Raw genomic sequence first — 20,524 nt, 5'->3', positions numbered from 1 at the left:
AGTTCGCACAGGTGCTGTGCCTCAGTGGCGGCGCTAGATGAACCCGCCGTTCGGGTGGAGGTGCCAGCGCGATGGTGCCCGTATCTGGTCCAGAGCCAGGAGACGCCATGAACACCAACGAAGTCAGAAACATCACCGGTGAAGCCATCGGTCCCGTGGACTCCAGCGCAGAAAGGGTCATCGACCTTTCTGGTAGTGCGATTGCCGCAATCTGGAGAGGGCAGAAACAACTGCGGCACCGGTTAACGGAATCCCCGGGGGTTGCGCAATCCAAGCCACCACTCTGGACGTCGAGCGTGAGCCACCGGGGGCGTCTGTCAAAGGCTGCTTCACGGTGGATTGACCACGGACGTTCGCGTCCATTGCCACCCAGACATGAGGGGAACATGGACGCACTGCCAAGTCTTCCTCGGGTGCTGGTGGGCATCCTCGATGTGTTGCAGGATGACGCCCCCGACCTGCGAAAGCTCAGCGATACCATTCTCCAGGATATTGGGCTGACTACCCGCGTCATCGCGGCAGCGAGCTCCATTCCCGATAAGCCTCGACGGGGGTTTGAGTCCCTCGAACAGGCCATGCGGACCCTCGGACTGCCTACGGTCAAGGCCCTCATGATCAAGGCCGCGATACAGCAGCTGTTTGAGCAGTTCAGTCCCCGCAGGCAGCGTTTCCTCAACAGGCTCTGGCGGAGGGCCCTGACCACGGCCAGCCTCGGCAAGGCCCTGGCAGTCCTCACGGGTTACCGCCGCCCCGAAGAGGCCTATCTTGCCGGATTGCTGGCCGATCTTGGACGTCTCGTCCATCTCACCGCCGTTGAATCGGAATACGATCGCTTGCTGACAGAGCCGGCTGACGATGACGATTCACGCCACTTTAACTCTGTGACCGCGGCGTTCGGGCCCGATCAAGTTGAAGCTGCCGTGGCGCTTCTGGAAGGCTGGGGACTGGATCCCTTTATCATCGACGCCGTTCGCTACCATCTCGAGCCGGTGCACAGGATCCGCGACGCGCATCATTTGGCGAAGCTGGTCAACCTGGCCTACGCCATGGCCCGCAGCGAAGTCGTGTCAGATCCGGTGCTGACCTCCGCCGATCTGCTGTTCGGACTGGACGAGGGGCTGACCCGAGAGTTGCACCGTCACGCCGGGGAAGAGGTCGCGCGGCTCGCGACTGCCCTGCAGATCGATAGCCGCGGGGACGCTTCCGAGGTCCAGAGTGACAACGATCGGCACCGGTTGGCCGAACGACTCCAGGACCTGGCACAACTCGAACAATTGAGAGCAGAATTGGCCCAGGTAACGTCGCCACAGGTAGCCCACGCGGCAGTGCAGCGGGCGGTGTTTCTCGCGCTCGGGGTTGAGAAGTCCCTGCTGTTTCTGATCGACCCGGACTCGGCCTACCTCCGTGCATGGACAGAGGACGACGCGGAGCCAACCTTCGTACTGCGGCTGGAAGAAGGGCGCAGTCTCGTCACCGATGCATTGCTCAACCACCGCATGGTTCAAGCGAGGGCACCGGAACGGGGCGGGCTCTCGGTCATCGACCAGCAGATCTTTGGCCTCTGTTCGGCAGAGGCACTCTGGATTCAGCCTCTGGCGAGACGGGAGAAGGATTTCGGGGTGCTGGTTCTCGGTCTCGCACCCGGGCAACTCTCACGCATGCGGGAACGGGCTGCGTTTGTTCAGACCCTCGGAACGCAGATCGTCAGGGCGTTGACCGAACATGAGACCCAGATGGGCTTCGCTGAGACGGCGAACCTCAAACAGAACGTCCGAGAAATGGTTCACGAGGCCAGCAATCCTCTCGGCATCATCCAGAATTATCTTGCCACGCTGCGTATCAAGCTTGGCGAGCACCACGACGCGCATTACGAAATCGGCGTCATCAGGGAAGAGATCGAGCGGGTCGGTCGAATCCTGATGCGCATGGGCGAACACCCGCAAGACTCGGGGCATGGCTCCGCGTCGCTCAACGATCTGGTTCGTCGGGTGACCGATATGTTCGCAGCCTCGGTGGGTGTGGCCCGAAACCTCGCCATCGAGGTGGAACTGTCCCCTGCCGATCCACCCGCGAATCACTCCCCCGATCACATTCGCCAGATCCTCACCAATCTTCTCAGGAATGCGGCCCAGGCTTTGGACAGTGGGGGACGCATCCGTGTCGCGACAAGCGATCCGGTGAGCGTCAGCGGTCGTAGCTATACAGAGCTGGTCATCGAGGACAACGGTCCAGGCCTACCACGGGAAATCATGGATGGGCTGTTCATGCCGGTGGAATCGACCAAGGGCTCGGCGCACCAAGGCCTAGGGTTGAGCATCGTCAAGCGACTGACAGATGAGATGGGTGCCAGTATTCTGTGCAGCAGTAGTCCAGCCGGAACGCGCTTCCAGTTACTTCTCCCCTGTTCCTCAGCTAGCACTGCACAGGCAGCCTGACCGACCAGCGACGCGATGAGGAGCGTCGGCTCTCCCATCAACTCAGGACACTCGTCCAACCAGGCTGGCCGACCGCTCCGGGCCGAAAGCCGAAGTAAGCCAAGAGGTCGCACCTGATAGCTAATGGTCCGCTATGAGGGTGGAAGCGGACCACTTCCGATCGAGGAAATCTAACCGCAGACAGTCGGGAAACGGCCAGCAGGGTGCATGACAACGGCAGGCACGATGATCTGGCCTATGCCCTGTTCAGGCAGCTTGCCTCGAACTCGACGCGCCGAGCAGGTCGGGAGACGTCTTCAAACGTACCATCAAGGCATTCCAGCAAGAGTCCACGAAACCCGGGTTCGCCTTGTTGCCGGTCTGCCCCCCGGAGTATTGTGTACTGCGGGACGTCGCTCACAGGTCGTCTCCCACAGTCCCGGCCGTGATGGCCGGCAGCATTTTTCAGTTCCCGAGGGGGACTGTATGTCCACTCGTCACAGGATGCTCGCACTTGCCGTGGTGGTCGCGCTGGGCGCGCCGACGGCTGCGGGGGCACAGGATCTCAGCTTCACCTACCTCGAGGGCGGCTTCATCGGCGGCTTCGTCAACGACGTGGAGGAGTCCGGGGCGTTCACGGACAACGGCACGTTCGAGGTCGAGAGCGATTCCGGCGGCGGCGGCTTCATCGGCGGCGCATGGCAGTTCTGGGAGAACATGCACCTGTTCGGTGAGTATTCGTCGATGAGTCAGGACCTCGAGCTCAGCGACGGCATCGACACCGACGAGGGTGATTTCGACGTGGTGCGCTGGCGGATCGGTGTCGGCTATGCCTACCCGTTCTCGCCCACAGCGAGCTTCTACGGCCGCCTCAGCTTTGACAATGTCGAGTTCAAGGATGTGCGGGTCGCCGGTTTCGATCTCGAAGCCGACGCCGACGACGACGGTATTGGCGGCGAGGTCGGCATGATCTGGGCGGCGACGCCAGTGCTCCACCTGCAGGGCCACGTGCGCTACACATCGGTCGGCGAGGTGGTTACCGAGGGCTCCGATACCTTCGACTCCGACACCCTGGTCGGCCTGAACGGCCGCTGGTACTTATGGCCTGACATCGCATTGATCACTGGCTACGAGTTCGGCAAGATCACCACCTTGAACGTGGGCGTGCGGTTCACGTTCTGAGTTTTTCAAGCCCGCTGCCTCTCCCACTTGAGCGAGCATGGCCACGAAGCCCCTGCGACTTCCCACGGCCCAGACCAGCGCGGCCGCCTCCGGACCACGGGAGCGCCTCAGCATACCACCGCGATCGACCGCAGCACCGCTTTGCGGCCAGTGCACAGGATTATTGTGCGAGTCAGTGGCGTGTTGTCCGCTTTGGGTCGGCCCCCGGCCTCAGAACGGAGTAGAGGCTTCACTCTGCCTGGAGCGGGCGCACGCACCCGACACCCGCAAGCTCAGGTCGCGGCAGATCTGGATATCGATGTCGAAGAAGACTGACCTGAAGCCTGCAGTTGATCGCCGAGCAGACAGCCGGTCTCCGTATACGGTTCCAAGAGCCGCCGCCGCTCGAGATGCCGGCCGATGCGTAGCGCCGCGATTTGGAACAGCCGGCTGTCGGCGCCTCTACGAGATCGCCCCCTTCAGCATGGCCTCACGGGCCCAGCGCAATCTCGCCAGGCGACGCTGCGCCGACGAACCGATTCAGGGCGCCGGTAAAGGGGTCTCGCCGGCCTGCAGCGCCACACTGATCACGTCACGGTAGTTGCGGATACGCTGCACGAAGTGCACCGGCTCGTAGCCCCGGGCATAGCCATAGCGCGTTCCGGGGTAATAGCGCTTGTCGGCCTTGAGCGGGAGTACCTCCTGCATATCGTCCCAGGAGTCCGGGTTCTTGCCGAGTTCCCGGGCCAGCTCGCGGGCGTCCAGCAAGTGACCGCGACCGATGTTGTAGCTGGCCAGGGCCAGATAGGTACGGTCGGGCTCAGGGATCTCCTCAGGTAGCCGCTGGTGGCGGTCGGCCAGGTAGCGTGCGCCGGCGTCGATTGACTGGATGGGGTCCAAACGGTTCGATACCCCCAGCGACTCGGCGGTGTTGCGGGTCAGCATCATGATACCGCGTACTCCAGTGGGGGATACCGCCTTGGGGTCCCAGTGGGATTCCTGGTAGGCCAATGCGGCCAGCAGGTCGGCGGGCATGCCGGTGGTGTGCTCCGCCTTGAGGAAGGCATCAAGAAAGGCGGGCAGCCGCTCGTCGATGCGCCGGTTGAGGGCCCGCAGATCGACGAAATCGAACTCGCCGATATATCCGTAGTAGCGGTTCTCCATCGCTTTGATCGCGGCGTCCGCCGCGGCGGTATCGCGCCATTCATGGGCCTTCCCGGCTAGGGCCACCTGATCCGCGGCCAGGTACCAGCCCAGCCGGTCGCCGCTGCTCAGGTTCATGGCCACCTCCAGTACGGGAAAGTGGCGGCGAACCACCTTTACGATGTTGGAGTCGGCCAAGGTGCAGCCGACCTCCTGCTTGGCCACGGCGGCCAGCAGCATCTCGGTGGTGCGCGGATCTTCCTCGAAGGTGATGCCGCTGTGGTCATTGGCCAGCGAGGCGAGCCTTTCAGCATAGCTGGAGTCCGCCGTGACGCGGATCTCCACGTCGGCCATCTGTTCCACGCTGCGCGGTAGCGGGCGCGCCTCGCGGTGGCAGACCAGCTGCTCGACGATCGCGGTGTGAGAAGGCCCCGGCAGGAAACGCGCATCGCGGGAAGGCAGATGGGTCAGGCCGGCGGCGGCCATGTGGGCCTCGCCCTCCTCAAGCGCTTGAAGCACGTCGGCGACGGTGTCGAGCACTGCCCATTCGACCTGCCAGCCCCGGTATTCGGCAAAGTGGCTGACCAGGTCGTGTTCGGGGCCGGCGGGGGACTCCTCGCGATCCAGGTACCAGGTTGTGGCGGCGTTGCGAGTCACGACATTTAGGGTGCCGCTCTCTCCGGGAGGGGCAAGGCGCGGGGTCTCTTCGCCGCAGCCGGCCAGCAGCAGGCCGGTCAGCCAAAGGCTGGCCAGCAGTCCGATCAAGGTTCTCTTGGCATATCGCATCAGCAAGTCTCCCGCTGGCTGTCAGGTCACCCTACAAGCTTCGTGGCAGCCTGTCGCAGGCATTCGAGGGCGCGATGTCCCGGTTCAGGTAGTTGACAGCTGCGAGCTGCTCGTCGTCCAGGGATGCGTATGGCCGGTGCCGAAGGTTAACGGGCACTCCCTGTCACGGCGCTGATGGTGATCAGGATGGCCTCCTTCCATGGCACGTCGGTGTAGCGCCCCGCCAGGTGGACGTGGGCGAGCGCGCGTCCCGCAACCGCGGGTCAACCCAAAGCAATGGTGTCATCGGTGTCCGGGTCCTATACTGAGATTCCGTTGATTGGCATGGTCGAGTCCTCCCGCGAAACCCCGATTACGAGTCACGCCCTGACGGGCTTGTTTTTGCCATGCCCTGCCTCGCAGGATTGAACCTATGCTCAAGGCCTTTCGCCACAGTTTCATGGTGTGGATATTGATGGTCTCGCCGATGCCGGGGTTGGTGCAGGCGTCCGATTCGGAGCCGTCGGGCTGGACGGTTGACCTGGAAACGGGGTTTCTCTGGTTCAGCCGCAATCGCGCCCGCATTCCCTCCGATACCGGCACGACCGTCAACCTGCGGGATCTGACTGGAAGCGATGGTGATCCCTACGTGCGCCTGTATGTGGGCTATGACTTCAACGAGCAGCACAGCGTTCGGCTCAACCTGGCGCCGGTAAGAAAGACGGGAACCGGAACCCTCGATCGAACAGTGTTCTTCGACGGCGAACGGTTTGATGCCGATACCCCGACCCGCGCCAACTACAAGTTCGATACCTATCGGCTGACCTATCGTTGGATGTTTCACCGTGGTGAGGACTGGGATCTCGGGGTGGGAGCTGCACTGCTGGTGAGGGATGCTCACATCGAGTTGCGCCAGGGCGATGTGCGCGCCAAGGATGACGATCTAGGGTTGGTGCCGTTGCTGCATCTGTATGGCGCTTATCACTTTACGGATCGCACTTCGCTGGTGCTCGATTTCGAGGGTGCGGCGGCATCACAGGGGCGCGCCGTTGATCTTGCCGTCCAGGTGCGTCACGAGTTGCCGACAGGCTGGCATGTCTACGGCGGCTATCGCACGTTGGAGGGGGGCGCCGATAACAGCAGTGTCTATGCTTTTGCCTGGCTGCATCACGCCTCGGTCGGCATCGGCTACCGTTTTTGATGTCACTACCTGACAGGTGATTGGATCTTGCCCAGACAAACACGGGGCCGTAAAGACCGATTCGCCCGGCTCAATTGGGCGTTGAATGAAGGGAGTGCCAGTCGAAAAGGATAGGAAATCCAACCGACTCCGCCGCAATATCCTTCCGCCCACGGGTACTGTAAGGGTGTGCTGGAAGTGCTTGCTGTCGATAGCGACGCCCGATGGTGGGCGTCGGCTTTACGCTCTAGAGGGGGCACTCGGCCCGCCCGGATGGCTGGCCGGTTTGGGTCGACTACGGTCTACTTCGCCGCCCCACCAGGTCGGCTAATCTGTGATCCCAATGCGTTGAAACCCCAGGATGGGAAACACGAGACCATCAGGGCCGATCAACCCTGCAATCATGTCCGCGTGAGCGGAGATACGTCACAGGGCGATCGCGGGACTCTCCGCTGATCATCGTGCTGCGCGCCAATCGGTGACCCCGCGTAAGCCCTCGGGTGGCCAGAACTCTTAATGTCGTCCCGTACGTAGCCGACCCCAAGTGCCCAGTCGGCGATCACCGCCGGATAATGCAATGCACCCGGATCGTCAAGGTCGATGACGACGGAGCCGAGACGCCTGTTTCTGAGACAAAACGGGAGGAAGGGAGCGAACTCCATCAGGAACTGCCCATCGATCATGCCGACCCTTTGTTCCGCGGTCTGCACCGGGTCATACGCGGCGCCATTCGCGTTCTCGCCGTGCTGATGGTGGCCGTCATTCTGTGGGGGGCGCGCTGGTTGCCTGCTCTCGGGATGAGGATGCGCGGCATCGCCACCGTTGTACCTCAGCCTTCTCCCTGGACTTGATGCTTGGTCGCCAAGAGCTGGCTGTGGGGGACGTGCAGGAGCTCGGCGAGCTTGCGCACCAGGTATTCCTCGTTTTGGTGCAATATCGCGTCGCCGTAGGCGATCCGCCAAAGCTCGCGCACCAGCGCGACCCGCTCTCCGGGGCCGTAGTGGCGGTTGATCAATGAGGTGAACTGGAAGTAGTCGGTCGCGTCCTTGCTCTCGGCCTCGGCCAGGGCAAGTAGCTCCCGGGTCTCCTCGGGCGTCAGCTCGAAGCGTTCGCGCACGGCCGTCTCTACCCGCGAGCACTCCTCGGCGCGCGCGGTCTCGTCCATTCGCGTCATTTCCAGGAGCAACGCGGCAACGGCCAGGCGCAGCCGGTGGGCCTCGTCCTGCTCCGTGCCGCCGGGGCTCAGATTGCGTTCGAAGAAGTCTCTGATGGCATTGAGCATGTGGCTTCAATCCGCGGTGGGGGCCGGCGCCGGGTCGCGGCGCTGCCCCGCGACGTCTATGACGGCAGTGTAAAGCATCCGTTCGGTGGCTCGCAGCCGGTACTCTTGCCCGCTGGTTGGCACCTGTGCGATGGGGAAATATTCCGCTCATACCGGCGACTTCACCAGCGTGAAGAGCGCGACCGAATGGACCCGTACGCTGGAGCGCGGTGACTGGAAGGTGAACACGCGAACCCGTACCTGCATTACCTCGCCCGCCGCGCGAGCCGTGCAGCGGTGCCCTGAGGTATTCTGAACGCAGGCCCAGTCCAGCGACAGAACGGCATGGGATTCATCCGTCTCTTTCCGCTCCCGGAGATCCATCCATTCGACCCCGCCCGCTTCGGCTACGGCGATCCGGCACGCGTCCACGCGATCCCGCGCTTCGCCGCGCCCGAGTGGGTGGTCGGCGTTGGCGAGATCGCCCGGTACGAGGATTGTCCCCTGTACATCGTATCGCCCGAGGAGCCGAATGCGCTGGTCGACGGTGTCCGTCTCCAGCTGCGCTCCGGCGACTGGCTGCTGGTGGCCAACGATTCGATGGACGAGGCCGAGCACCTCGAAGGCCTGCTGGAGATCGCGATGAGCGGACGCGTCGTGACCCTGCCGTTCTCCCTTTACCTTCGTGAGGGCGAGGCAGGTTGACGCACCTGGGCTGTCACTCGGCGGTTCCTGTGGGAGGCCCCGCCGACCCCGGTGATCAGGCCGTGGTCGGGCCCGACCGGAGGCCGCTTCCCTGCAGGGAGCGCGCGACAGGGAGCGGCCTCAGGCAGTATCGCGTGCCCGTTGGTCAGGGGCGCTACCAGCTCTTGTAAGGGAGGAACTTCCCGTTCCAGGTGACCTTGACCCGGTCACCCTTGGGATCCGGAACCTTTTCGATATCCATGGTGAAGTCGATGGCGCTCATGATGCCGTCACCGAACTTCTCGTGAATGAGTTCCTTCATGGTGTCTCCGTACACGTTCACGGCCTCGTAGAAGCGGTAGATCAGAGGATCGGTCGGGATGGCCTTGTCCCAGGTCTTGTGCGGGAAGGCCTCGAGCGCCGTGGACACCGCGGAGTCCAGCCCGAGATAGGAACACAGGCGCTCTGCGGATGAACCGTCCAGGTGATTCATCCCAAGGCAGGCCGAGGTGACGTAGACCTCGTGCATTCCGGCGGCCTCTGCGATGTCGCTCCAGCGGCAGCCCTTGTCGAATTTGGCCTTCAGGATCGTTTCGGTCATTTCAATCTTGGTCATCATGGGTTGTTCCCTCTGGTTGTTTCCTCAAACGCAAGTCGGAAGGTCTCGCAGGTGGACAAGGCTCGATGGGTGATCGGTCCGGGGTGATCGCGGCCCGGGGTGATCGGCCGGCGGCGATCCGGTAGTCATCCGGTTCCGCCGACAACCCTGGGTGTGCCGCCTGGGTCGGGGACTCCGGTCCCCCTGACCGGGTTGACCGAGCGGGGCTGCTGTCCGGGACCGCCGACTCGGCCCTGAAGGGATTTGGAGCGAGTGATCAGAAAGTCCACGAGGTGATTGCGGATCGTGTAGTACTCCGGGTGCTGATGGATGGCGGAACGATCGCGCGGGCGGGGAATGTCGATGACAACGGACTCGGCGATGCGCGCATCCGGTCCGTTGGTCATCAGCATCACGCGATCCGCCAGCAGGATGGCCTCATCCACGTCGTGGGTGATCATGAACACGGTCTGGTGAGTGCGGCCCCAGATCTCCAGCAGTTCGTCCTGGATAACGCCCCGGGTCAGCGCATCGAGCGCGCCAAAAGGCTCGTCCATCAGCAGGAGCTTGGGTTCGATGGCGAAGGCCCGTGCGATCCCGACGCGCTGACGCATGCCGCCCGACAGCTCTGACGGCTTCTTATGCTCGGCCCCTGCCAGGCCGACCATCTTCAGGTAGCTCAGGCTGTGTTCGCGGACCTGCCGCCGCGACCATTCCGGCCAGCGGGCGCGCACGGCAAAGGACACGTTTCCGAGCGCGGAGAGCCATGGGAGCAGGCTGTGATTCTGAAAGATCACGCCCCGGTCCCTGCTGGGTCCGCTGACCTCCTTGCCATCCATCACGAAGGCGCCCTCGCTCGCCGCGTCGAGGCCCGCCAGAATGTTGAGGATGGTCGATTTTCCGCATCCGGAATGACCGATCACACAGATGAACTCGCCCTTTTCGATGGTGAAGTTCACGTGCTCGAAGACCGTGAGCGGCGGTTGTCGTCCCGGCTGCGGGAACGTTCGGGCGAGGTTCTCGACCTCGATGAAATGCAGGCTCATTCAATGTCTCCTTATTCCTGGTAACGCAGGAACCGTCCCGCCTGGGCAAGGGCCGCATCGAGGAGCATGCCGACGACACCGATCATGATGATGGCGAAGATCACGGCCGCGATATCGAGGTTGTTCCACTCGTTCCAGACGTAGTAACCGATTCCGGTGCCGCCCACGAGCATTTCCGCGGCCACGATGACCAGCCACGAGATGCCGATGGAGATCCGCATGCCGGTCAGGATGGTTGGAGCGGCGGCCGGGAGGATCACGAACAGGGCGGTGCGGAGGCTGGACAGCTCGAGCGTACGCGCGACGTTCAGCCAATCGCGTTTGACGGATGCCACTCCGAAGGCCGTGTTCACCAGCATGGGCCAGATCGAACAGATGAAGATCACGAAGATCGCCGAGGTCGCCGCGTCCTTGATCGTGAACAGGGCGAGCGGCATCCAGGCCAGCGGGGAGATCGGCTTCAGGATCTGGATATACGGGTTGAGGGCATTGTTCAGCACCGGCGACATGCCGATGACAAAGCCGATTGGAACCGCGACGACCACCGCCAGTGCGAAGCCGGCCAGCACCCGGCCCACGGAATACATCAGTTGCAGGCCAATGCCCTTGTCGTTCGGGCCGCTGTCGTGGAAGGGGCGCGAGAGTTCCTCCCAGGCCAGGCCGAAGACCTCCGTGGGCGCGGGCATGCCGGCCCCGGATCCGGCACCCAGGCCCATCATGATTTCGTACTCCGTCAGTTCGCGTTCCATAGCCCCTGGGGGCGCGGTGGCCAGTTGCCACGCCCCCAGGAAGACCGCGAGAAACAGGACCGACAGGATCGCCGCGCGGATTTTCAGACCGGCCATGATCAGGTCCTGCGGATCGTGAAGCTGTTCAGGTAACCATCCGGGTCGGTGTGGTCGAATACCTTGCCCATCACCGTGAAGTTCTTGTAGGTCTTCTCCGGCGGTTCGTACCCGAGTTCGCGCATGATCTCGCCGCACTCGGTGGCCAGGAAGACCTGCTCCGCGACGCCGTTGTAGTCGACGTCACGGCGCAGGTAGCCCCACCGCTTCATCTGGGTCAGGATCCAGACGGCCATCGAGTGCCAGGGGAAGGGATCGAAGTCGATGCGCTGGGGTTCATCGACGATATTGCCGAGACCGTCGGCGAAGCGTCCGGTGAGGACCTGCTGCAGCACCGGCACCGGCTGGTTCAGGTAGGCGGTCGGGGCGATGGCCTCCGAGATCTCGCCACGGTTCTCCGGATCGGAGGCGTACTGGGTTGCGTCAACGATGGCCCGGAACAGGGCGCCATAGGTGTTCGGGTTCGTCTCGGCGAACTCCTGTGAGCAGGCGAATGCGCAGCAGGGGTGTCCTTCCCAGATCTCCTTGGTCAGCAGGTGGATGAAGCCGATGCGATCCCACACCGCGCGCTGGTTGAAGGGGTCGGGCGCCAGATAGCCGTCGAGGTTCTCGGCGCGCAGGTTCGCAACCATCTCCGGTGGCGGGACCACACGGATCTGAATGTCCTGGTCCGGGTCCAGCCCGTGTTCGGCCACGTAATAGCGGAGCAGGAAGTTGTGCATCGAGTATTCGAACGGCACACCGAAACGGAAGCCCTTCCACTGACTGGGATCGCGCTTGTCCTTATGCTTGTTGTGCAGGGTGATCGCCTGTCCGTTGATGTTCTCGACCGCCGGCATGATGAAGGGCTCGGCAGTGGAGCCGAGTCCGAGGCTCATCGCCAGGGGCATCGGCGACAGCATGTGGGACGCGTCGTATTCGCGGTTCAGCGACATGTCGCGGGAGACCGCCCAGCCAGCCGTCTTGATCACCTCCACATCAAGACCGTAGCGCTCGTAGAAACCCATCGGATGGGCCATGATGATCGGCGTCGCGCAGGTGATCGGCACGAAGCCAACCTTGAGCTTCGTCTTTTCCAGCGGTCCCACGCTGTCCTTGACCGCGGCCTTCAGGGCGTCCAAGGGGAAGATGCTGCCGAGGGCAGCGGCAAAGGTGGCGCCGCCGATCAGCTTCAGGAATCGCCGTCGATCCACCTCGCTGTGGTTGAACACGGCGCGTACCACCGCGCTCTCGACGGCGCGGTCGATCACCGCCTCCTGGTCCATCGCCGGTTCGGTCGGGGTGTGGTAGTGCGCCATCTCCAGGGGCACGTCCTGGCCATCGATCCGGGTGTGATGATGCTGGCAGCCGGGGCCGCAGACATGGCCCTCGGCACCGTGCTCCCGGGCCTCCTCGGCGTGGCTGTGCATCAGGTCGCTGTCAGGGTCGAATGGGTTCTGCAGGCTCTTGGTCGTCATGATCTGGCTCCGGGTGATGGTTGCGCGGACCGGCCATGGCGTTGGCATGGCGCGTGCTGCGTTACGGCAAAGCGCTCCGGAATCGAGCCCCGGGGCTGGTCACGGCACCAGGTTGGGGCGAAATTCAGTCGCTTGTACCGGCGGAGTACGCCTTGGCGTCTCGTGAGCTACCCAAGCACCTGTCATGCCAACAACTGAACGGGATCTGCAACACCATGAAACATGGATTAAAACGCGACTTGAGCATCGGGGAACCGGCACTACGGGATTTCGTGCTCCACGATCTTTCGTGGCATGCACCACGAGAGTTCGTGGGGCACGGCGGGGGCCGTGGGCCCGCGCAAAGACAGGCAGCGGAGGCTTCCCATCGGCAGCTATTCGCGCAGAGCGCGGAGGCCATGGTGTTGCTCGATCCATGGGGCGATCGGGTCGTGGATGCGAACGCTTCCGCCTCCACGCTGTTGGAAATTCCGCTCGATGAGCTGATAGGCCAAAGGGCGAGCGGGCTGCACCCGGGACAGCTTGCGGATCTCCAGGTATTCACGGAAGAGGCCCTGGAACGGGGTCATGCCCGCTCGGAGATGCTGGAGCTCCGGCGGTCCGACGGCTCGCGAAAGGCGTTGGAGTACTCGGCCACCCGCGTCGAGTTGCGCTCCAGGGTGCTGGTCTTCGCCGTGATCGATGACCTGCAGTCGCGGCGCATGCGCTGTGCGCGGCGCGAGACGGTTCACCGGATCCGGCGCGGGGATGCCTGGTGGCGGGATGCCGAGCAGTTCTTTCGTGACCTGGAGCGGGAAAACCGCCTCATCCTCAGCGCGGCCGGGGAAGGTATCTATGGAGTCAACGCCGATGGAGTGACCACCTTCGTGAACCCGGCGGCGGAGCGGGTGCTTGGCTGGACGGCTGCGGAGATGGTCGGAAAGACGATGCACGATCTCGTGCACCACTCGCACCAGGACGGCAGGCACTATCCCGAGAAGGAATGCCCGATCTACGCGGCGTTCCGCGACGGAATCGTGCACCGTGTCGACAGCGAGGTCTTCTGGCGCAAGGATGGCAGGCCGGTGTTCGTGGAGTACACCAGCACCCCGATCCGGGATCGGGGGATCCTGATCGGGGCGGTGGTGGTGTTTCGGGACATCACGCCCCGACGGGAGGCCGAGGAGCGCCTGCGGGGGGCTTTGGCCGAGGTCAACCAGCTCCGGGAGCGCCTGGAGATGGAGAACGCTTATCTGCAGGAGGAGATTCGCACGGAATGTGCCTTCGACGGCATCATCGGAACCAGTGCCCCAATCCGCAAGGTGGTCGAGCAGATCGAGCTGGTTGCGCCGACGGAGGCCAGTGTACTCATCGTTGGCGAGTCGGGCACCGGCAAGGAGTTGATCGCGCATGCGATCCACTCGGCCAGCGCACGCTCCGAACGTCCCCTGATCCGGGTCAATTGCGCCGCGATCCCGCGGGAGCTGTTCGAAAGCGAATTCTTCGGCCATGTGCGCGGCGCGTTTACCGGAGCGACCCGTGATCGTGTCGGTCGTTTCGAGCTCGCGGACGGGGGCACCCTGTTCCTCGACGAGATCGGAGAGATCCCGCCCGAATTGCAGGGCAAGCTGCTGCGTGTGCTGCAGGATGGCCAGGTAGAGCGTGTCGGGGAGGAGCAGACCCGCACCGTGGATGTCCGCGTGATTGCCGCGACAAACCGCAACCTCGAAGAGGATGTACGGCGAGGGCGCTTCCGTCAGGATCTCTTTTTCCGGCTGAACGTTTTTCCGATCCAGTCGGTGCCGCTCCGCGAGCGTCCGGACGACATCCCTCCGCTGGCTGCCGAATTCGTGAAGCGGGCCTGCAGACGGGCGAAGAAGGCGGGTGTAAGACTGACCCGGGGGGATCTGCGGTCACTTCTTGCCTACGACTGGCCCGGCAATGTGCGGGAGCTGGAGAACGTGATCGAGCGGGCGGTGATACTCGGCCACGGGGGGCGCCTCCGGCTCGAACTGCCAGCCCGGAATAAGTCCCGCGAGGCCGCTGCGTTACCTCCTGACTGCGCATCGGCAGAGCCTCCCGGCGATGCGATCCTGACCGAGTCGCAGCGCCGTCAGCGCGACCGCGAGAATATCCTGGTCGCCCTGAAGGCCTGCAACGGCAAGGTCTTTGGCAAGGGAGGTGCGGCCGAGCTGATGGGGATTCCCCCGACCACGCTGTCGTCGCGCATGAAGGTCCTCGGCATCACGCGAGGTCAGGTTCTGGCAGCGGAGCAGGCAGATACCGGCTAGCAGGTCATGCGAGCGTTGGACTCCTAAGTATCCGCATGGCCGTCCCGGACAATTGCCGGCTGGAACGGCCCGGGGGCGCGCCCTCGATCGGCTCAGCATTACACCCCCACAGTCAATCTTGGTATGGTCAAGGGGTTTGCCGGGGTCGAAACGGGCCCGGCCGGTAGTCGGTCTGCTGCCGGGCTGGTCTTCGCCTCCGCGGCCAGAAAGCGGCTATCGCGTCCCGCCCGCAATGGACCGGGTGGACAGAAGGCCGCCTTGGCAGAGGAGGCGGCCCGAAAGCCCGGTTGTGCCCACGCCTGTCCGGATCCCTCAAGGCCCCTGACCAGGAGTCCGTATGTCCCTGGATCTGACGTTCATAACCATCGGTCTTCTGTTCCTGCTGGGACTGGTTGCGGATGAGGTCGGACGCCGCACCCTTCTGCCGCGCGTCACCCTGCTGCTGGCCTGCGGTGTCCTGGTGGGGCGCTCGGGATTCGACCTGCTGCCGATCGAGATGGAGATCTGGTACGAGTTCTTCTCCATTCTGGCGCTGACCATGGTGGCGTTCCTGCTGGGCGGTATCTTCGAGCCCGCGACGCTGCGGCGTCACGGGCGCGAGATCATGGTGATCTCCATCGCGATCGTGGTCACCACGTTGGTGGTCGTGTCGGGAGGCCTGTGGCTGATCGGGGTCGCGCCCGCGTTGGCGTTGCTGCTGGGCGCAATCGCCACCGCCACCGCTCCAGCCGCCGTGCAGGATGTACTGCGGCAACATGGGCGAGGCGGGTCGTTCGCGGTGAAGATCAAGGGCATCGTGGCCATCGATGATGCCTGGGGCATCATCGCGTTCAGTATCGCGCTGGTACTGGCGGCCATGCTGACCGGGCGGACAGAGGACGATCTCTGGCTCCACGCGGTCCGGGATCTGGGTGGCGGTATCGCCCTCGGTGCGGCGATCGGCGTGCCGGCTGCGTTTCTGACCGGGCGACTACGTAAGGGTGAACCGATGCAGACCGAGGCCCTGGGCATCGTTTTCCTGACGGCAGGCACTGCGCTCTGGCTGGAGGTGTCGTTCCTGGTGGCCGGCATCACGGCAGGCGCGATAATCGTCAATCTCGCCCGCCACCATGATCACGCGTTCCACGAGATCGAGCATATCCAGTGGCCGTTCATGATCCTCTTTTTCATCCTTGCCGGCGCATCGCTTGAGATCGGACGGCTGATGGAACTCGGTATGATCGGGCTCGCCTTTATTGGATTGCGCATCGCCAGCCGCATCCTCGGCGGCTGGGTAGGTGCCGGGCTGGGACATTCACCTGGCAGGGAACGGCCATGGTTCGGGGTGGCGCTGATGCCGCAGGCGGGCGTCGCGATTGGCATGGCACTCGTTGCGGCGAATCATTTTCCCGAAATGGCGGGCACTATACTGGCGCTCACCATCGGCACCACCGTTGTCTTCGAGCTATTGGGTCCGCCGGCCACCCTGATGGCCCTAAGACGGAATCAGCACTGAAGACGGTACGGCCCGCCGGACGTGGCGTTGCACGGATCGCGCCTCGCTCAGACAGCGCCGTGCTCACGTTCCGTCCGGCATCGGTTCGACGCGAGCCGCCTTCGGGGCCTCCTTGCGCCGCAGGATCTCGAGTGCCAGGCTCTTGTTCGGAAAGACGTTTTCGCGTCCGATTTCGTCAAGCAGTCCGGCGCGCTCCATGGCCTCCCGCACCTGCTTCTTCAGCCCGCTGAACATCAGCGTGCAATCGGCGGCCTTGAGATCGGTGAGCAGCGACCGCACCTTGTCGATCCCGGATGCATCAATGCGGTTGATGCTGGTCCCGATCACCAGCACGGCGCGTGCATTCGGGTTTTTTGCCACTGCGTCCATCACCGCCTCTTCGAAATGTGCGACATTCATGAATACCAGTGAGGCATCGAAGCGCAGGACCACGAAGTCCTCTCCCGCCGGGCGGAGTTCATGGCTGATGGCGCCCGCCAGCGAGCCATCCGGCTGGAGGCCCTGGATCTCCGAGCGGGGACGGACGGTTCCCATCAGGAACAGGAGCGTGGCGAGAACCACACCCACGATTACGCCCATCGCGAGATCGGGCGCCATGTAGAGTGTGACGACGAAGGTCAGCAGTCCTGCGGCCCCATCGGCGTGCTGAATCTTCCATGCATCGAGAAGGGCGCGGAAGTTCAGCAGTCCAAAGACCGCCGACATCACGATCGCCGCGAGTACCGCCAACGGCAGGTGATAGAGATAGGGTGTCAGCAGAAGCATCGTGACGATCACGCCGATCGCGCTGACGATCGCGAAGAGCCCGCTTTGCGCACCGGAACGCGCGGCCACCGCGGAGCGCGAGAAGGAGCCGCTGACGGTGTACGACTGGAAAAAGCTTCCGATAATGTTGGCCAGGCCCTGGCCCACCAGTTCCTGGTTGGCGTCGAGCTTCTCGCGCCGCTGCGCGGCCAGGGCCCTGGAAATGGAGGTCGCCTCCATGAAGCCGATCAGGGCCATCACGAAGGCCGCGGGCAGCAGCGCCGGGATCACGTTCCAGTCCAGCACGGGGAGCTGGAAGGCCGGCAGGCCCTGAGGAATGTTGCCCACCACCCGGCCACCACCCGACAGCTTGATCGCGTCGGGCTCTGCATGGACCAGCCGCCAGGCAGGGTCCGCATCGCCCCCCTCGCGCGCGCGGAACACGGCGCTGTCGTCGGTCGCCGCCTCACGCGTTAGCGCTTGACGGTGAGCCTCGATCCGGAGATCGCTCAGACGTTCCTTCAGTCGCGCCTCTTCGACGCGCAGGCGCGCCAGGCGCACCGCGAGTTCCGCAGTGTCAGATCCCGAGGCCTCGGCCCTCTTGAGTTCGGGACCGATTTCGCCGATTTCGGTGGACGTCTGGTCCAGTTCATTGCGCGTCCGGGCCACTTCGAGAAAGAGCTCCCGCACCTCTTCGGTGGCAATGTCTTCCGGCTTGACCGTCTCGCTCTGCTCGAAGCCCGTCAGCGCACTGATCAGCGTCCCGAGAACGACGACGACGAGGACGCCGGGCAGCTTGGGCATCACCCGGCTCATGCCAATCAGCGCGACCAGCGTTCCGACCCCGAAGGCAACCGTCGGCCAGTGTGCGTATGGCAGTTGGCCCACCACGCCGAGGAAATCCGTCAGGAAGGCACCGGTATCCGGCTTCGGGACATTGAAGAAGGTATTCAGCAGTGACAGGCCGATGATCAGGGCGGCGGCGTTCGTGAAACCGACCATCACGGGGTTGGACACGAAGTTCATGATGATCCCGAGCCGGAACAGGCCCAGGAACAGCCGCATCAGGCCGACCATCAGCGCCAGCAGGATGGAGAGCTGGATGAAGTAGTCGGTGCCGGCCACGGCGAAGGGCGCCAGCGAGGCCGCGGACAGCAGGGAGAGCATCGCGACCGGTCCGGTGTGCAGGAATCGCGACGACCCCCACAACGAACCAATCACCACGGGCAGCGACGCGGCATAGAGTCCATACACCACTGGCAGGCCGGCGAGTGCCGCGTACGCCATGCTCTGGGGCACCAGAACCATCGCCACACTGAGGCCGGCTATCACATCGGCCCGCACACCCGCAGGCGACATCGGGAACCAGGAAAGGAATGGAAACAGGCGATGGGCGAGGTCCTTCATTGGCGCACAATCCGTTTGGAATGAATCGGTGAACAGATCAAGATCCGCCGGGCCGCGGCACTGGGGGTGCGGCTGACGGGGGGATAAGTGTATCAAGCGATCAGGACTTGGCGAGCATGTCGCCGGTCTCGGGACCGGGCAACCATCACGACGGGTACCTCAAGGGCGAGATCGCCGGCGAGAAGCTGGTGACCGAGATCGCCGCTTTCGTCGCACACCCGAATTCGAGTCGAACGCCGCGGCCCCGAAGCACCCCCAAGGCCCGCTCCGGGTTGCCCAACAGATGCCGAATGTGCGGGTTCGGTGTCCGCTCGCCCGGCTCTGGGTCATATTCCTCGATCCGCCGCCGCGCCCGGTCGTCTTCGAGGAAGGATCACCGGCTCGTCGTCGAGGCAGGTGCAGCTCTCGAGCGCATATTCGATCCCGTCGGTCGCAATGGCCGATGCCGATGGATGGGCGTTGCCGTAGCGGGCCGTTCCATGTTGAGATCGGAACCGGTCTTCGCCCGGCGGTGCCGATTACGGCGGTGCAGGAATCTCGACTCGAGGATCCCGGCTGGTTAATCCGATCGACCCACCGCGGGAGGACGCGGGCCGTGTCGCGGCGAACCTGCATGCCAGGCCGTCGGCCATCGGTGGTTTCGTCGCGGAGACCGAACCTCGGCACTTGGTCCTCTCGCATCTGATGGCGCGCAGTCTGCACGACCTGGATGCTCAGCTGGCACGGATTCGAGAGCATTATTCGGGGCCGGTGACGGTCGCCGAGGATCTGTCCTGTCATGCCGTGGATAGCATGGAGTAGGCAGGCGAACAGCACGGATACGTGTTAAGCCGGACGGCCGCACGCCCGGGTGGCATCCAGGCTGAAGCAGGCGATGGATTCGGGCACCTTCGGACCATTGCGCGGGGCGGCGATCCGTAATCCGGGAAGCCGCTGGCTGTGCCCGGTTTTTTCGAGGCACTAACTACACTGGGCGAAAATCGAGATATCCGGTCGGTTCCTTGCCAGGCAGGTGTCTGCCGATGCCCACAATCGACGAGGTGATAGACCATGGCCGAGAATCCAGTCATTGCGATCAACATGAGCAAGGTGACAAATACGCCCGAGTCTTACGAGAAGATGAACAGGATCGGGCCAAAGGTCTGTATTACGACGGCCAAGCATCCCGGCTTTCTGGGATTCGAGCAACTGATTCAGACGGGTATTCACCCCATGGGCGGCCGTTACGGCGGCGGCGCCCTCGACATGCGCGAGACACTCAATCCGATTGGCATGTTCCAGTACACCGTCTGGAAGGATGTCAAGTCTCACGAGGAGATGCACTACGAGCAGTTCGACACCATCTACGAGCTGTGCGGCGCCTGTCTCGACATGCTGGTGGAGGGCCCCTGGGAACCGCTGTACGAGATCCGCTCCGCCGATCTGCCCACGGTACTGGGCATGACGGATATACCGCATACGCTTGGGGCCAGTTTTGCCAACCAGCAACCGGTGCCGAAGGTCGCGCTGGCCTCCCAGCGCTCCGTGGTCGTCGGGGATCACTGGGTCATGGATGGACACGAGGAGGCATTCGAGGAGGGGGCCAGGCAGACTCTGGAGTGGCTCAGGCAGCGCGCCCCCGGGATGATCGGCTGGATGATCCTGAAGCAGATCGGTGTCTCCGCGATTGGCTCGTTCCAGCTGGATCCGGAGGGAGCGACCAAGGCGACATTGGGCGCGAACCCACCGCGCTATGCGACCAATTACGGAACCGCCCCGACCGAGAACCCGCCGATTCCTGCGCAGACACCCACGCAGTATTTCGTCCACATGGAATGGGAATCGCCGGAGCATGCGCACCAGGGTCTGGGCAAGGCGCTGGTGAACTATGAGCTGCTGCAGATCCATAACAACGGCGTTCTCGCCCATCTGGATCGGGGGCCGTACTACATGATCTTCGCGCCCATGATGGAGGAGGGCACCTGGCGCGAGCATCTCGTGACCTGACCCCGCTCCGAAGATCGGGTGATAAAGCCACGGGTCAAGAGGGGGGTCAACACGAAGGTCGAGCAGTT

Annotated in this window: 14 protein-coding genes; 7 read left to right on the top strand and 7 right to left on the bottom strand. The window is 63.6% G+C overall.

Annotated features, from left to right (window positions below):
• Positions 1-107: 107 nt before the first annotated feature.
• Together ACESMN_RS09410 and ACESMN_RS09405 are read left to right on the top strand one after the other, a co-directional pair.
• Positions 108-2,435 carry an HDOD domain-containing protein gene (locus ACESMN_RS09410; RefSeq protein WP_373053340.1) on the top strand — a complete coding sequence of 776 codons (2,328 nt, stop codon included), beginning with the start codon at positions 108-110 and terminating at the stop codon, positions 2,433-2,435.
• A gap of 465 nt (positions 2,436-2,900) precedes the next feature.
• Positions 2,901-3,596: an outer membrane beta-barrel protein gene (locus ACESMN_RS09405; protein ID WP_373053339.1), complete on the top strand. Its 696-nt coding sequence runs from the start codon at positions 2,901-2,903 to the stop codon at positions 3,594-3,596.
• A gap of 519 nt (positions 3,597-4,115) precedes the next feature.
• Here ACESMN_RS09405 and mltF read toward each other — a convergent pair.
• Positions 4,116-5,504: a membrane-bound lytic murein transglycosylase MltF gene (gene mltF / locus ACESMN_RS09400; protein ID WP_373053338.1), complete on the bottom strand. Its 1,389-nt coding sequence runs from the start codon at positions 5,502-5,504 to the stop codon at positions 4,116-4,118.
• 412 nt (positions 5,505-5,916) lie between these two features.
• Between mltF and ACESMN_RS09395 the strand changes: the two genes are divergently transcribed.
• Entirely contained in the window at positions 5,917-6,684 is a 768-nt protein-coding gene (locus ACESMN_RS09395) for a hypothetical protein (RefSeq protein ID WP_373053337.1), read from the top strand.
• 808 nt (positions 6,685-7,492) lie between these two features.
• On the opposite strand, the gene ACESMN_RS09390 is transcribed toward ACESMN_RS09395, so the two are convergent.
• Entirely contained in the window at positions 7,493-7,945 is a 453-nt protein-coding gene (locus ACESMN_RS09390; RefSeq protein ID WP_373053336.1) for a TerB family tellurite resistance protein, read from the bottom strand.
• Between the two features lie 324 nt (positions 7,946-8,269).
• On the opposite strand from ACESMN_RS09390, the gene ACESMN_RS09385 reads away from it, so the two are divergent.
• Positions 8,270-8,629, top strand: a complete 360-nt coding sequence (locus ACESMN_RS09385) for a hypothetical protein (RefSeq protein ID WP_373053335.1) — start codon at positions 8,270-8,272, stop codon at positions 8,627-8,629.
• Between the two features lie 154 nt (positions 8,630-8,783).
• Here ACESMN_RS09385 and cynS read toward each other — a convergent pair whose 3' ends face one another.
• From cynS to ACESMN_RS09365, 4 genes are all read right to left on the bottom strand, one after another.
• Positions 8,784-9,227 carry a cyanase gene (cynS, locus tag ACESMN_RS09380; protein ID WP_373053334.1) on the bottom strand — a complete coding sequence of 148 codons (444 nt, stop codon included), beginning with the start codon at positions 9,225-9,227 and terminating at the stop codon, positions 8,784-8,786.
• 125 nt (positions 9,228-9,352) lie between these two features.
• Positions 9,353-10,252 (bottom strand): ABC transporter ATP-binding protein, encoded by a 900-nt coding sequence (locus ACESMN_RS09375; protein ID WP_373053333.1) that lies wholly within the window; start codon positions 10,250-10,252, stop codon positions 9,353-9,355.
• A gap of 11 nt (positions 10,253-10,263) precedes the next feature.
• Positions 10,264-11,100 (bottom strand): nitrate ABC transporter permease, encoded by an 837-nt coding sequence (gene ntrB, locus ACESMN_RS09370; protein ID WP_373053346.1) that lies wholly within the window; start codon positions 11,098-11,100, stop codon positions 10,264-10,266.
• A complete protein-coding gene (locus tag ACESMN_RS09365) occupies positions 11,100-12,554 on the bottom strand; it encodes a CmpA/NrtA family ABC transporter substrate-binding protein (RefSeq protein WP_373053332.1) in 1,455 nt (484 codons plus the stop codon). Before ACESMN_RS09365 ends, ntrB begins: the two co-directional genes overlap by 1 nt.
• Positions 12,555-12,589: 35 nt before the next feature.
• Between ACESMN_RS09365 and ACESMN_RS09360 the strand changes: the two genes are divergently transcribed.
• Together ACESMN_RS09360 and ACESMN_RS09355 are read left to right on the top strand one after the other, a co-directional pair.
• Complete coding sequence (locus ACESMN_RS09360; RefSeq protein WP_373053331.1) at positions 12,590-14,824, top strand: sigma 54-interacting transcriptional regulator; 2,235 nt, start codon at positions 12,590-12,592, stop codon at positions 14,822-14,824.
• A 337-nt stretch (positions 14,825-15,161) separates the two neighbouring features.
• Positions 15,162-16,319, top strand: a complete 1,158-nt coding sequence (locus tag ACESMN_RS09355) for a cation:proton antiporter (RefSeq protein ID WP_373053330.1) — start codon at positions 15,162-15,164, stop codon at positions 16,317-16,319.
• Positions 16,320-16,382: 63 nt separating this feature from the next.
• On the opposite strand, the gene ACESMN_RS09350 is transcribed toward ACESMN_RS09355, so the two are convergent.
• Positions 16,383-18,470: a SulP family inorganic anion transporter gene (locus ACESMN_RS09350; protein ID WP_373053329.1), complete on the bottom strand. Its 2,088-nt coding sequence runs from the start codon at positions 18,468-18,470 to the stop codon at positions 16,383-16,385.
• 1,050 nt (positions 18,471-19,520) lie between these two features.
• On the opposite strand from ACESMN_RS09350, the gene ACESMN_RS09345 reads away from it, so the two are divergent.
• Positions 19,521-20,456 carry a sulfur oxygenase reductase family protein gene (locus ACESMN_RS09345; protein ID WP_373053328.1) on the top strand — a complete coding sequence of 312 codons (936 nt, stop codon included), beginning with the start codon at positions 19,521-19,523 and terminating at the stop codon, positions 20,454-20,456.
• Positions 20,457-20,524 lie beyond the last annotated feature (68 nt).

This window comes from Thioalkalivibrio sp. (assembly GCF_041690275.1).
Classification (GTDB): domain Bacteria; phylum Pseudomonadota; class Gammaproteobacteria; order Ectothiorhodospirales; family Ectothiorhodospiraceae; genus Thioalkalivibrio.
This window is presented reverse-complemented; position numbering and strand designations above follow the sequence as displayed.

Coding starts and splice junctions, on each gene's coding strand:
- ACESMN_RS09385 (WP_373053335.1), top strand. CDS start 8,270: ATGGGATTCATCCGTCTCTTTCCGCTCCCGGAGATCCATCCATTCGAC.
- ACESMN_RS09345 (WP_373053328.1), top strand. CDS start 19,521: ATGGCCGAGAATCCAGTCATTGCGATCAACATGAGCAAGGTGACAAAT.
- ACESMN_RS09375 (WP_373053333.1), bottom strand. CDS start 10,252: ATGAGCCTGCATTTCATCGAGGTCGAGAACCTCGCCCGAACGTTCCCG.
- ACESMN_RS09355 (WP_373053330.1), top strand. CDS start 15,162: ATGTCCCTGGATCTGACGTTCATAACCATCGGTCTTCTGTTCCTGCTG.
- ACESMN_RS09405 (WP_373053339.1), top strand. CDS start 2,901: ATGTCCACTCGTCACAGGATGCTCGCACTTGCCGTGGTGGTCGCGCTG.
- ACESMN_RS09360 (WP_373053331.1), top strand. CDS start 12,590: ATGGCGTTGGCATGGCGCGTGCTGCGTTACGGCAAAGCGCTCCGGAAT.
- ACESMN_RS09350 (WP_373053329.1), bottom strand. CDS start 18,470: ATGAAGGACCTCGCCCATCGCCTGTTTCCATTCCTTTCCTGGTTCCCG.
- ACESMN_RS09390 (WP_373053336.1), bottom strand. CDS start 7,945: ATGCTCAATGCCATCAGAGACTTCTTCGAACGCAATCTGAGCCCCGGC.
- ACESMN_RS09395 (WP_373053337.1), top strand. CDS start 5,917: ATGCTCAAGGCCTTTCGCCACAGTTTCATGGTGTGGATATTGATGGTC.
- cynS (WP_373053334.1), bottom strand. CDS start 9,227: ATGATGACCAAGATTGAAATGACCGAAACGATCCTGAAGGCCAAATTC.
- ACESMN_RS09410 (WP_373053340.1), top strand. CDS start 108: ATGAACACCAACGAAGTCAGAAACATCACCGGTGAAGCCATCGGTCCC.
- mltF (WP_373053338.1), bottom strand. CDS start 5,504: ATGCGATATGCCAAGAGAACCTTGATCGGACTGCTGGCCAGCCTTTGG.
- ACESMN_RS09365 (WP_373053332.1), bottom strand. CDS start 12,554: ATGACGACCAAGAGCCTGCAGAACCCATTCGACCCTGACAGCGACCTG.